Source organism: Lysinibacillus sp. NPDC094177, assembly GCF_050279145.1.
Taxonomy (GTDB): Bacteria; Bacillota; Bacilli; order Bacillales_A; family Planococcaceae; genus Lysinibacillus.
Genome location: NZ_JBNNTW010000005.1, coordinates 230,756 through 243,017, shown reverse-complemented (window position 1 = coordinate 243,017; position 12,262 = coordinate 230,756). Strand labels below are relative to the sequence as shown.

General features: G+C 34.7%; 12 protein-coding genes. 7 read left to right on the top strand and 5 right to left on the bottom strand.

Translation table 11 applies throughout. From position 1 onward, the window contains the following. The first annotated feature begins 41 nt into the window (after positions 1-41). Positions 42-575, top strand: coding sequence for a dihydrofolate reductase family protein (locus tag ACQKNC_RS10960; protein ID WP_427424876.1), 534 nt, complete (start codon positions 42-44; stop codon positions 573-575). Positions 576-593: 18 nt separating this feature from the next. On the opposite strand, the gene ACQKNC_RS10955 is transcribed toward ACQKNC_RS10960, so the two are convergent. Together ACQKNC_RS10955 and ACQKNC_RS10950 are read right to left on the bottom strand one after the other, a co-directional pair. Next, positions 594-1,616 carry a serine hydrolase domain-containing protein gene (locus ACQKNC_RS10955; protein ID WP_427424875.1) on the bottom strand — a complete coding sequence of 341 codons (1,023 nt, stop codon included), beginning with the start codon at positions 1,614-1,616 and terminating at the stop codon, positions 594-596. A gap of 68 nt (positions 1,617-1,684) precedes the next feature. Then, positions 1,685-2,062: a hypothetical protein gene (locus tag ACQKNC_RS10950; protein ID WP_427424874.1), complete on the bottom strand. Its 378-nt coding sequence runs from the start codon at positions 2,060-2,062 to the stop codon at positions 1,685-1,687. Between the two features lie 424 nt (positions 2,063-2,486). Here ACQKNC_RS10950 and ACQKNC_RS10945 point away from each other — a divergent pair, with 424 nt between their 5' ends. Further along, the gene (locus ACQKNC_RS10945; protein WP_427424873.1) at positions 2,487-2,990 is read left to right on the top strand and encodes an AAA family ATPase; all 504 of its coding nucleotides are present in this window, start codon (positions 2,487-2,489) and stop codon (positions 2,988-2,990) included. A gap of 44 nt (positions 2,991-3,034) precedes the next feature. Here the strand turns inward: ACQKNC_RS10945 and ACQKNC_RS10940 are convergent, their stop codons facing one another. Further along, positions 3,035-3,853 (bottom strand): Ku protein, encoded by an 819-nt coding sequence (locus tag ACQKNC_RS10940; protein WP_427424872.1) that lies wholly within the window; start codon positions 3,851-3,853, stop codon positions 3,035-3,037. Positions 3,854-3,957: 104 nt separating this feature from the next. On the opposite strand from ACQKNC_RS10940, the gene ACQKNC_RS10935 reads away from it, so the two are divergent. The 4 genes from ACQKNC_RS10935 to ACQKNC_RS10920 all read left to right on the top strand — a co-directional run bounded on the left by ACQKNC_RS10935 (position 3,958) and on the right by ACQKNC_RS10920 (position 9,530). Further along, a complete protein-coding gene (locus tag ACQKNC_RS10935; protein WP_427424871.1) occupies positions 3,958-5,781 on the top strand; it encodes a DNA ligase D in 1,824 nt (607 codons plus the stop codon). 290 nt (positions 5,782-6,071) lie between these two features. After that, positions 6,072-8,288 (top strand): S-layer homology domain-containing protein, encoded by a 2,217-nt coding sequence (locus ACQKNC_RS10930; RefSeq protein ID WP_427424870.1) that lies wholly within the window; start codon positions 6,072-6,074, stop codon positions 8,286-8,288. A gap of 400 nt (positions 8,289-8,688) precedes the next feature. Further along, positions 8,689-9,051 carry a PH domain-containing protein gene (locus tag ACQKNC_RS10925; protein WP_427424869.1) on the top strand — a complete coding sequence of 121 codons (363 nt, stop codon included), beginning with the start codon at positions 8,689-8,691 and terminating at the stop codon, positions 9,049-9,051. Positions 9,052-9,095: 44 nt separating this feature from the next. Then, complete coding sequence (locus ACQKNC_RS10920) at positions 9,096-9,530, top strand: NUDIX hydrolase (protein ID WP_427424868.1); 435 nt, start codon at positions 9,096-9,098, stop codon at positions 9,528-9,530. Between the two features lie 259 nt (positions 9,531-9,789). Here the strand turns inward: ACQKNC_RS10920 and ACQKNC_RS10915 are convergent, their stop codons facing one another. Beyond that, positions 9,790-10,569: an MBL fold metallo-hydrolase gene (locus ACQKNC_RS10915; protein ID WP_427424867.1), complete on the bottom strand. Its 780-nt coding sequence runs from the start codon at positions 10,567-10,569 to the stop codon at positions 9,790-9,792. A 181-nt stretch (positions 10,570-10,750) separates the two neighbouring features. Here ACQKNC_RS10915 and ACQKNC_RS10910 point away from each other — a divergent pair, with 181 nt between their 5' ends. Next, positions 10,751-11,248, top strand: a complete 498-nt coding sequence (locus tag ACQKNC_RS10910; RefSeq protein WP_427424866.1) for an NUDIX hydrolase — start codon at positions 10,751-10,753, stop codon at positions 11,246-11,248. Between the two features lie 45 nt (positions 11,249-11,293). Here the strand turns inward: ACQKNC_RS10910 and ACQKNC_RS10905 are convergent, their stop codons facing one another. Beyond that, entirely contained in the window at positions 11,294-12,250 is a 957-nt protein-coding gene (locus ACQKNC_RS10905; protein ID WP_427424865.1) for an MBL fold metallo-hydrolase, read from the bottom strand. Between the last annotated feature and the right edge of the window lie 12 nt (positions 12,251-12,262).

Below are 12,262 nucleotides of genomic sequence, written 5' to 3'. Positions count from 1 at the left end.
ATTGTTCATGAGTTTTACAAAAGAGAAAAGGAGATGACATTATGTCACGAGAAATCATTTTATATATTGCGACTAGTTTGGATGGATTTATCGCGAAAGAAAATGATGATTTACAATGGCTAGAAGAAACAGAGGGGGAAGGGGATGCTGGCTATTCAGACATGTATCAATCCATTGATACCATTATTATGGGTAAAAGAACGTATGATTGGGTTGTAGACCATATTGAGTCTTTTCCATATCCCGATAAGAAATGTTATGTATTCACAACATCACAAAGTGGTAAAAACGAACATGTTGAGTTTGTGAATGAAGATGTTGTAGCGTTTACGAACAGATTAAGGGAACAGGAAGGGTCGAAAATTTGGATGGTTGGTGGAGCAGAAATTCTCGATGCCTTTATGAAAGAAAAGTTAATAGATGAAATAATTATTACGGTTACACCGCATCTTTTAGGTTCTGGAATTCCATTGTTTAAGGATCATAATCCATATCAAGATTTGAAGTTAATCCATACACAACGCTATGGACAAATGGTACAAATGCATTATAAGGTGAAGAAAGAGGCTGAATGATAGCCTCTTTTTCTGTTATTAGTAAAGTGCATGATAGATTTCACCCATGATTCCCTTCATTTGATGCATACCTGTATCAGTATTAGTCATCATAACTATCCCTTGTTCGAGGTATGGATAGGCTACTAGCATACATTGAAACCCAACACCCCAGCCAAGTGAGGAAAATTCGAGCTTCTCGTCCGCGCCATCTAGAAATACGCCAAGGCCCGTCCATTCCTTACATCCCTGTGAGCGAAATAGTTCTTTCATGTGTTTTGTAGTAAGGCCGATTTTACTTTGCCCTTTGATAGCATTCATAATATCCAGTAATAATTTTGTTAAATCACTAGGGGTAGTCCATATACCACAAGCTGCAAGATAAGGGTAAATAGAATATTTCCCTGGAATTAACGCTCCATTTCGATCATGCCCACATGCGAAAGTATCCATATTTGCCGTTGAAAGAGAGGTAGAAAATGTACTGTTTGTCATGCTTAATGGCTTAAAAATAAATGTGTTCATTAGAAGAGAAAATGGTTTTTGTGTTATATCTTCAATTAATAATTGAATAAGACAAAAGCCTGCATCAGAATAGTGAAATTCACTTTCAGGTTCATAAGTCACTTCAATTGAAGTAGGGCAATAAGTGGTTTTTCCATTCAAAATTTCTATCATGGATGGCATTTCCTTGAATGATTCTACAGGCATAAAACTGCCTTCCGGGTCCACAATACCCGATTGATGACTTAGTAAGTTTCGTAATGTAACCTTTTTATGCTTCGTAAATTGATTGTCAGGAACCTTCCATGACACTAGTTTTTTATTAACATCTTCATCCAAGTCTACGATCCCTTGTTCCACCAATTTTATTACTAAAATGCTTGTTAGAAACTTACTGATTGAACAAGCGTTGAAAATGGAGTGCTCATCAATGTTTTTATCGGTACCTGCCTCCAAAACACCAAATTGATCTATTCTACTGATTTTTCCCTTTTCGATAGCTACAAGACTTAAACCTGTTATATGGTAATGCTCCATGCGTTCACGAATGTTTATCATCTATTTAGCTCCTAGCTTTTTTTCTTTATTATAGCAGAAAAGAGAACTGGTGTTTGTGGATAAGGTTTTTATTTTCTTAACCGTGCGTGTACAATCATAGATACACTATCTTTTGTAAAGTCACTTTTGTTCCATGATCCATATATGTGTAACAGTTCGAACCCATTTTGTTCTAATAGCCTCTTCATTTCCATTGGGTATCTATAGCGAAGTCGAATAGCATCTTCGAAAGTAGTGTGTTCTAACTTATTAATAGTACGGCAATTTAAAATTTGTGTGATGGGGTCATATTCTTCACAATGCTGAATCGTTAGTTTTTCACCTTTGTTATTGACTGAACTTTCTTCGTATTCATCCACGTTAGACAATTCACTTAGAAGTGCAGTCCTCGTATCAAATACAAATTCTCCACCTGGATGTAAGTGCTTTTTAACGGATTGGAACAAAGCATTTTGACTTTCGTTACTTAAAAATGTTGAAATGAATTTCCTGTCATATAGATGAAATTTGATGAAATAGGTAATTGAAGTAGCGTGCAGTCTTGCACAGAAAAATACACGAGTACATTTTAATCATTCGCTTTTTCAATTGCCAATTGATACATACCATTCGCTCCTTTAACTTTATCTTAGAGATATTGTATAATAAATCCAATATTCTCACAAATTAGGCATGTATCATAAATATAGGGTTTATTTCCGTTCTACCTGGTCGCTTTCCTGGGGATATCCGATGAGCCGCTGATTCCCCAGAAGTCGCCCAGCCTCACTCCAATCAACTTATAAAATGTCTCTTTTAAACAATTTGCCAACCCTAACTTTTGGTGATGAGCCACAAAATGAACAAAATATAAAGGATAGGAGGGTTCATTTGAGCAATAAATTTCCTCAAAAAATACATATCATAGGCTCTGTTGGAAGTGGGAAAACTACTTTAGCGAAAGAGTTATCTGCAAAATTAAACATGCCTTATTATGAGTTAGATAATGTTGTTTGGAATAGACAAAGTTCAGGTGAAATTAGAAGAACCGATCAACAAAAAGTTGATTATTTAAATAATATTATTCTTACAAATGCGTGGATTATTGAGGGCGTTCATTTGGAGGAATGGGTAGCAGAAAGTTTTTCGAATGCCGACTTAATTATTTTCTTAGATACGAATTATTTCATACGAATCTACCGAATAATAAAGAGATTTACATTACAAAAACTAGGTTTGGAAAAGTCCAATTACAAACCAACCTTTTCAATATTTATTAAAATGTTTAAATGGAATCGTCATTTTGAGGAGATTGGCAAACCTAATTTTTATTACAAATATGGAATGTATAGAGACAAGCTATTAGTTATAAAAAATAAAAGAGAACTATTTTAAAAAGCGTATCCAAAATCAATGGATACGCTTCTTACGTGTATTTTTTAAGCATTTTTCTTCGTTTTCGTTGCTCGTTTTCTCGTTGTTGGCTTTTTCGTTTTCTCTAAGGAGGCTTGAAGTGCTGTCATTAAGTCCGTGACATTATCAGGAATCGGACGATTATCACTAGTTGATATGGTATTTGTAGCTTTTTTCTCTTCTATTAGTTCCATTAAAGCATTACGGTAATCGTCCGTATATTTTTCAGGATTAAATTCTGTTGTTAATTGATCGACTAGCATCAGTGCGGTTTCCAGCTCTTTTGGAACAATGGTTTGTTCGCTTGGAATATTTGGAACATCACTAACACTTCTTACTTCATCAGGGAAATGAATCGTTTCCATTACTAAAGAGTTTTGATAAACACGGACAATCGCTAATTGCTCTTTTGAACGTATAATAATCTTAGCAACGCCTATTTTTCCGGATTGCTCTAATGTTTGACGTAATAGGGAATAGGCCTTACCGCCAGTTGTATCGGGGGATAAAAAATAAGTACGTTCAAAGTAAATAGGATCGATTTCAGTTAATTTCACAAAATCAATGATTTCAACGGCCTTATCTTCATTTTCCTTACGCAAGTTCTCTAATTCTTCTTGATCTAATACGACAAACTTATTTTTGGCATATTCATAAGCCTTGACAATATCCTCATCTTTTACTTCTTGGTTACAGCCTTCACAAACTTTTTTATAGCTAATAGGTGTATGACATTCTTTATGGAGCTGACGTAATTTAATGTCTTTATTTTCTGTTGCGGCATGAAGTTTTACCGGTATATTGACAAGACCAAATGAGATACTGCCTTTCCAAACTGTATGCATTTGTATCACCTCGTTTTTCTTACTATGATATATTTTGCTTATTTTTATGTATCTTAAAGTGAAATCGTCAAAAACTGTATGTAAAAAGCAAAGTAGGTATTCACATGAAACCAATGCTATTAACGGAAGTGCTCGAAACGCCTATTGGTGAGGAGTGGATGTACGAAACAAAATATGATGGATTTAGATGTATGTTAGTTTGGGACGAACAGCCGATGTTAATAAGCAGAAATGGTAACAACTTAAATCACTTGTTTCCAGAGATACTCGATTTTTGTAAAAGTATATTTAACAAAGTTAAAAAGTATTTACCATTAACATTTGATGGTGAGTTAGTTTATTTAACGAATAACTTCAATAGTGATTTTTCTCAAGTCCAAAAAAGAGGGCGGATGCAAAATAAAGAAGTAATTGCTACTCATGTAAAAGCCTTTCCTTGTCATTATATTGTGTTTGATTTACTGAACAATAAAGGGGAGTCGCTGACAAATAAATATTTAAAAACACGCAAACAACAACTTTCTAAGCTTTTTAAGACTTTAAATCTTCCAGTTACTGTCAATTACGAGGATCCATGTCCTTTGCAAGCGATTAGCTGTGTGGAAAATAGTGAATCTCTTTGGCAGGATATTAAAGTTTACAATGGAGAAGGAATGATTGCAAAGAAGAAAACGAGTAAATGGGTTGGAGATACACGCTCAACACATTGGTTAAAAATAAAAAATTGGAGATATGTAACGGTCATAGTGACGAAATATGATCATGGCAATGGTTATTTTCATGGCAGTATTTATCAACAAGGGGAGCTAGTTGAAGTAGTTATTTTTAAACATGGAATGTCAGAGGAAGAGCGGAAAACACTTATTGCATTTTTTCAAGCAAATGGACAGAGGAATAATGAAACATGGGAGCTGGAGCCATCCATTTGTCTTGATATTGCCTGTATAGATTTCGATGGCAGCAAATGTCGAGAACCACGTTTCCATGCATTTCGACTGGAGATGTTGCCACAGGACTGTCATTGGCAGCATATGCAACGTCAACTTTATCCTATCCCAGATTCGGTTCAGATTACGCATCCTGATAAGCCTGTTTGGCCTGAAATCGGTATTTCGAAGGATGGATATTTACATTATTTGCAGATGATTTCTCCGTATTTATTACCCTTTCTTCGTATTCGCCCACTTACTTTAATTCGTTTTCCACATGGGGTACCTGGCGAAAGCTTTTATCAAAAAAGTAGTCCAGAGAAGATCCCTGAATTTGCTTCAACAGGGCGGATGGACGATATTAATTATCTTGTATGCAACAATCTTGAAACATTATTATGGCTAGGCAATCAGCTTGCATTAGAGCTTCACATACCATTTCAAACGTTACAAACAGAGCATCCGACTGAAATTGTCTTTGATCTAGATCCTCCTTCTGTCGATCATTTTTCGCTTGCCGTTTCAGGGGCACTAGATTTAAAAGAAATGATCGATTATTTTAAGCTCCAATCTTTTGTGAAAACATCGGGTGGCAAAGGATTACAGCTTTATATACCGTTACCTGAAAATACCTTTACTTATGAGGAGGTACGAGTATTTACTGAATTTCTCTGTCGTTTTTTATGTGAGCAAAAACCGGACTTGTATACGATTGAGCGTTTAAAGAAGAATAGACATCAAAAATTATATTTAGATTATGTGCAGCATGCAGAAGGCAAGACGATTATTGCGCCATACTCAACTCGTGGGAATGAGAAGGGCTTAGTGGCAACGCCATTACACTGGGAGGAGGTTAATGAGCATTTAACACCAGATCTCTTTACTATCCCAGCTGTTCTGGAGCGAATGAGAAAAGTGAGTAATCCATTCAAAAATTTTCGTCAAGTAGGGGAGAGCCAGGATTTTCAATCAGCTTTAGAACGGTTAAAGGAGCAATGACTTACATTATAAGTATGACTAGAAGTTAGAAGATAAGAGCAAAACTTACGTACAAAAAGCATCGACTAAAGTGTCGATGCTTTTTAAATGGTTCTAATTTATATATAAAACAGCTTACAAAGAAGATAAATCTCAATGGCATCTGTTTTTATTTTTCTTAAATTCGAACCTCTTGCAGAGAAGAAGGGGTTTATCATACTATCCAAAACATAAAATCATTTTTTACCAGTTCAAAAACCCTTTTATTGTATGTTAAGATTTTGATATATTTAGGTTTTTGGAGGTATATTATGAAAAAAATTCACGCTTATTTACTGGCAGTTATTCTTAGTGCCATATTCGCTACATCGGCTGACGCTGCATCGATTTCGCTTGATGAAAAAATAACTGGAACTGCCAAACAAAATCAATGGCTTACATACGATATTACGATTCCAGAGCTTGGCTTTTTAACAATTGATTTTGATGGTGCTCAAAACAAAATGTATCCGGAGTTTGAACTGTATGGTAATCAATTATATTTTTTTATAGATAGGGGAACGATTGGGATAGATGGCCTTTCTGCAACATACGGTGTAAAGGCAGGAACATATAAACTGCGTATCAGTACTTTGGAACGCATCCCTGAAGCCTCCTTTGCTTTTACAACAAGATTTACTGCGGGTCACACATACGATGTTGAGCCGAATGATAGAATATCTTCACAAGTTCCAGAAATTCCTGCAAATACAACTATTAAAGGTACAACAAGTTTAGGCCCTGGCGTAGACTATTACAAAATCACTTCACAAGAAGATCAATACCTACATGTTTCTGGTACAAAGACTAGCCTAGCCGTGTATAGTGATGAAAATAAATTGTTAAGCTATGGCCAAAAGGGTAATTTAACAGTTCCAATTAAACGTGGTACTTACTTTATCGAAGCTAAAGGCAATAACTATGAATTTACATATTCGTTTTCAGATGCTCCAAAAAACAGCGAATTCGAATTCAATAATACATTTGAGACAGCAACAGCTCTACCATTAAACAAACAAATAATTGCGAGCGCTAACCACTACTCCGATGAAGATATGTTTGCATTTTCTATCCCAAAGTTAGGATTTGCTAACATTGATTTACAAAAAGATAGCCAAGACTTCTACAAAGAATATGACTTTTATGTCTATAATAAAAGTGGCAAAGAATTATTTAAATTTAGCAGTAAGAAATCATTCCAAATGGGCTTAGCACCTGGCAATTATTATTTAAAGGTCGTACCAAGATCGGATGATGAAAAGTATGCACTTACTTTATCTTTTGAAGAAAATGCTTATCCTAATATTGAAGATAACAATTCAAATCAAACTGCACAGTTACTTCCCTTCAATACACCATTGCGTGCTATTTCACCCGGAAGAGCAGGAGAATATAATGTTTATAAATTAAATGTTGAAAAAGCCGGTTACCAAGAATTCCATATTGATTTAGACGCTCCGACAAATACATCATTATCGGTTTCAGATGCAAACGGCAACCTTATTGGTGAATGGAATCGTTGGGAAGTAATAAGCGATCTAACGTATTCAATAGGTTTAGGTAAAGGTACTTACTATGTGGGGGTTTCTACATATGAATCCAAACCATATACATTTCAAGTAACGACAAAGAGTGATTATGCAGAACAAGAAGGGAACGACACAAGGAGTAACGCTTCCCCTGTTCACTTCAATAACATGATGTATGGCTATTTCGATGCGCGTCATGACGTTGATTATTACACATTTACAATCGATAAAACAAAAACTATTTCTTGGATAATGGATCCTCTTCAAGTAAGTACAATGAACATACAAATACTTGATGCTTTCAATAACGTAATTTGGGAAGGTAGGAATAATAAACAAAGCGGCGTGAAGGAATTAAAGAAAGGTACGTATTATGTTAAAGCTACTGCAATGAGTAATGGTGAATATACCCTTTTATTTAATGATGGATTATCGGATTTCAAAGATGTGCCAAAAACACACACTTATTATCAAGAAATTATGTGTATTCGTCTACTTGGCATTATTAATGGCTATGAAGATAATACGTTTAAACCAACGAATCCAATGCAACGTCAGCACGTTGCAGCAATGATTGCTCGTGCGAATGCACCTAGTATTCCAATAATGTTAAACCCATATGCATTCCCAGACGTTCCTATTACGCATCCAAATTATACGAATATCCAAAAGCTTGTCAGTGGCGGAATTATCGATAAAAACCCGAATGGTTTTAATCCAAATGGAACAATCACGCGAGCACAAATGGCGAAGATTTTAGTAAATGCTTACCAATTAGAACCAAAGAAAGGTTTCCCGATTACTTTTATAGACGTGTCAAAAACGGATTGGTACTATGAATACGTACAAATTTTAGCTCAATATGGTATTACAACGGGTGAAAATGGCTATTTTAAACCGAATCAACCATTAACACGACAACACTTCTCCGCATTTTTAGCACGAACAATTACTAAATAAAAAAAGGCGCAATGGAAATCAACGTTTCCTGATGCGCCTTTTTCAATTTGTACCTTCCAAATCATAAGAGAATTTAAACATCGTCCTTTAGCAATAGCATTTTCGGGAAATTTTTCTTATCATTGAAATGCATGAATTCAAAAAAACTTTTTGACTGTAATGAGTTTTGTGTGTAAATCTTTTGAAATAGATATCAATGGCATCTGTTTTTATTTTTTTAAACTCAAACCTCTTGCCTTAGGATTGATATAATCAACATATACCCTTGTATTGAGATGGGATTCATCCCTACAACATTAATAAGAAAGGTAGGATAATTCTTATGGTTTATCATTCAAAAGTAGATATCTTTTCTTTAAACTTAATATTCTTATTGATTTGGATATTGGGGGCTATATCAATGCTTCCGATTATATCATTTTCAACAGTATTTATTATGTCTGTAATGTTTATAATTTCAGCAATTTTTATATGGTGTTACGCAAATTCTATTAAGTTTGTTTTCTGTGAAAATTATTTTTTAGTTAAAGGTGGACCATTCAAAAGTAAAATTCCATATCAAAGTATAACAAAGGTTTCTCCAACGATAGATAAGTTTACTGGTTATCGAATTTCATCATCTGATAAGGGTCTTGAAATATTTTATAAAACAGCAGCTCACGGTAGTATAAAAATTTTACCAAAAGATAAAATGAAGTTTATTTTAGAGTTAAAAAAAAGATGTCCTAATGCACAGATTCCGCACAATCAGCAATTCGAGTAAATAGGTTAAAACCCTATGCAAATGAAAAATGAATGAGGTGAAAAATGAAAATCGAATTTTATGATATTGGTTCGGTAAATGATGAAAAGTTAGAATTTTCCGTGATAAGCGCTTATTATCAGGGACAATGGGTTTATGTTAGACATTTTAATCGACAATCTTGGGAGATACCTGGTGGTCACAGAGAACCAGGTGAGAAGATAGATGAAACTGCAAAAAGAGAGTTGTTTGAAGAAACTGGAAGTAGAGACGTTGACCTATTACCAATCTGCGATTATTCAATGGATGATTCCTTAAAAAAGGTTTTTGGAAGGTTATATTTTGCAAAGATTGAGGAAATTGGTCAATTACCTGATTCTGAAATTGAAGAAGTACAACTTTTTAGCAGTCTACCAAAATACCTAACATATCCTGAGATTCAACCCATATTATTTGAAAAAACACTTGCTTTTATAAAAGACTATGGAGATTTGTACTAAAAGAATAAGGATGGGGAACTACATTTATTCAAGTTCCCTTTGTTATTTTTTAATTAACACAGCCTTTTTTTAAAGGAGTCTTTTTAATTTATAGCAGGTTTGATGGGAAGGTTTGTTTTATTGAATTGACACTTCTCTTAGTCGTTTTATATTTTGTTGGAAAATCTCCGGTGAACTCCAATCTTTAAAGATTTCAGGTATTTCTAGTTCCTCGTTTTGGTTACTTTTTTCTGCAATGGAAGTTAATTCTGAAATGTAATTAATTATTTCTGAGATATCTTCTTTTGTACCTGTTGGGACCGTGTCCGGGTACAGCCACGTCAATTTCTAGTCGTCCAACTTTTTTTAAAATATTGCTCCATTTCATAGGATCAGACTCTTCAAAAAACGTTGGGTGACATTTCACAAATAATAAATCACCCATGAATATTACTTTCTCATCAGGTATATAAAGCATTGCATCACAAAATGAATGGCCTCCTCCTAATGTAAAAAGCTTTGCACAACGTTTCGTTCCTTGAAAGGTTATGTCATTTATAAATGTTTGGTTCGGTAATACTAATTCTAATGTAGGTAAAGAATCTTTTAATTCATTTAGAGAATTTATTTGATATTGTATTTTGTTATCGTTGGTTTGATGTAGCTGGTCTTTTAAGGATTGAATATAATCTTTTAAACCTTGAATATCATTTTTTTGTTTACTGACTCTCGAGGGATGAATGTCTCTTATTTTTGAATATGTAATTTGGCTTGAAATAATAATAGAATCTTTAAATGTTTGGTTGCCTCGAATATGGTCGCCATGCCAATGACTGTTAACAACCCATGTAACAGCTCGGTTTGTTATTTTTTCAGCAATGAGCTTTAAGTCTTTAGATGCTTGTTGTGTGTTAAATGTATCAAAAACGATTACTTTATCGCCTAAATACACAAAACCTGCATTTGCTACAGCCCCGCCACCTTCTTGGGCTATTGCTGCATAGATACCTTGACCAATTTGTTCTAGCTGAAAGTGTTTACTATAAAACGTATCGTTCATTTAACTCACCTCTTATTATTTTTAATTCCCTATATTTTCTATATTCTATAATGATTAAAACAATACCTTTTAGATACTAACAAAGCTGTTCTGCATCGGTACCTACATAGTCCGGTGCAATTTCGAGAAAAGATAGCTACATAGAGTGGTAGAGTTAACATTTGAAAGGGAGGAGATTCTGATGGATAAACAAAAGCAGGACATTACATTCCCAACTAAAGATGGGGTGTTCAATATGAGGGTGGGCGCAATCATTCTCCGAGATGGTAAAGTGCTGATGGTTAAAAATAATCGTGACCCTTACTACTACTCAGTCGGGGGAAGAGTGAAATTACAGGAAACTTTGGAAGAAGCCATTATCCGAGAATGCTTTGAAGAAACCAAAGTACATTTTGAAGTTGATCGTTTAGTGTTTATTCATGAAAACTTTTTTCCACTTCAAAGTGATACATATGGGGAAACGCAATTTCATGAAATATCATTCTTTTATTTGATGAAATCAAGTGAAGAAATCGAAGTTAAATGTGAGAGCTGCACCAGTGATGGTATTGAAGAAAGGTTAGAATGGTTACCTATTTCGAATCTTCAGGATACCTTTCTATTCCCAGGGTTCTTTAAATCAGAACTCGCTTGCTTGCCTGCTGCAATCAAACATTTCGTAACCGTTGAAGAAAAATGAATATAAAAAAACAGAGAGGATTACTCCTCTCCAGTTAAGTCTGCTTTAACTATTGGCATTCTTTTTCTCTAAGTAATCCAAAATTCCCATTGCCGAAACAATAGTATCGAAGGGGATTGTTTGATAAACCGGATGATTTTCTGCGATGCCATTTTCCTGTAAATAGTTGTACAAAAGTTCCTTTAGGCGTGTATCTAAAAATTGTACTTGTTCTTTAAAATCACTAGATACCGTTAACGCCTTTTCCCCTTCAGCTAAAAATAGCGGTGTCCAATAGCGCACTTGTCTATAAGCTTCATCTGGATTTTTATAAGCACCGAAATGACCAAAATACAATTCTGTAGCATTTAAGGTTTCATAAAGCTCGATAGATTGCTCCATCGTATCTGGGTCATACTGATTCGGTGAAGTGGAGGGAATAATTAAATCGATCGATTCGCTCTCCATTTCTGGATAACGTACACCAGTTGTATCTCCAACAAACAATCCATTCGTAGCAGAATAAAGCATGGAAACATGATGCTTTGCATGACCTTCTGTATGATAAAACGTTAGCTGATGTTGACCTAAAGATAGTACCTCCTCATGTCCAATTTCTATAATGCGTTCAGCATCAATAGGGACAATTGGATCAAATAGACGATCAAAGTCTGCCCCATAAACACTCTTTGCACTTGCGATTAGGCGACTAGGATCAACCATATGAGATACACCCCGTGGATGTACAACGAATTTAGCGTTTGGACAACTTTGTAAAAATAAGCCTGCACCGCCAGCATGGTCTAAATGGATATGTGTAACAATTACATATTGAATATCCTCTAGATCAATATGTAATTCATTTAAACCTTCTATTATATATGGCATAGAAGGACTAGCAGAAGTCTCGATTAATGTAATTTTTTCATCGATTAGCAAATAAGAGCTTGTACGCTGTTCACGATTTAAATCATGTGTATCAATACAATAAAAATTTGGTGCAAGTTGTTGGACTCTCCCCATTTAATAATCCCC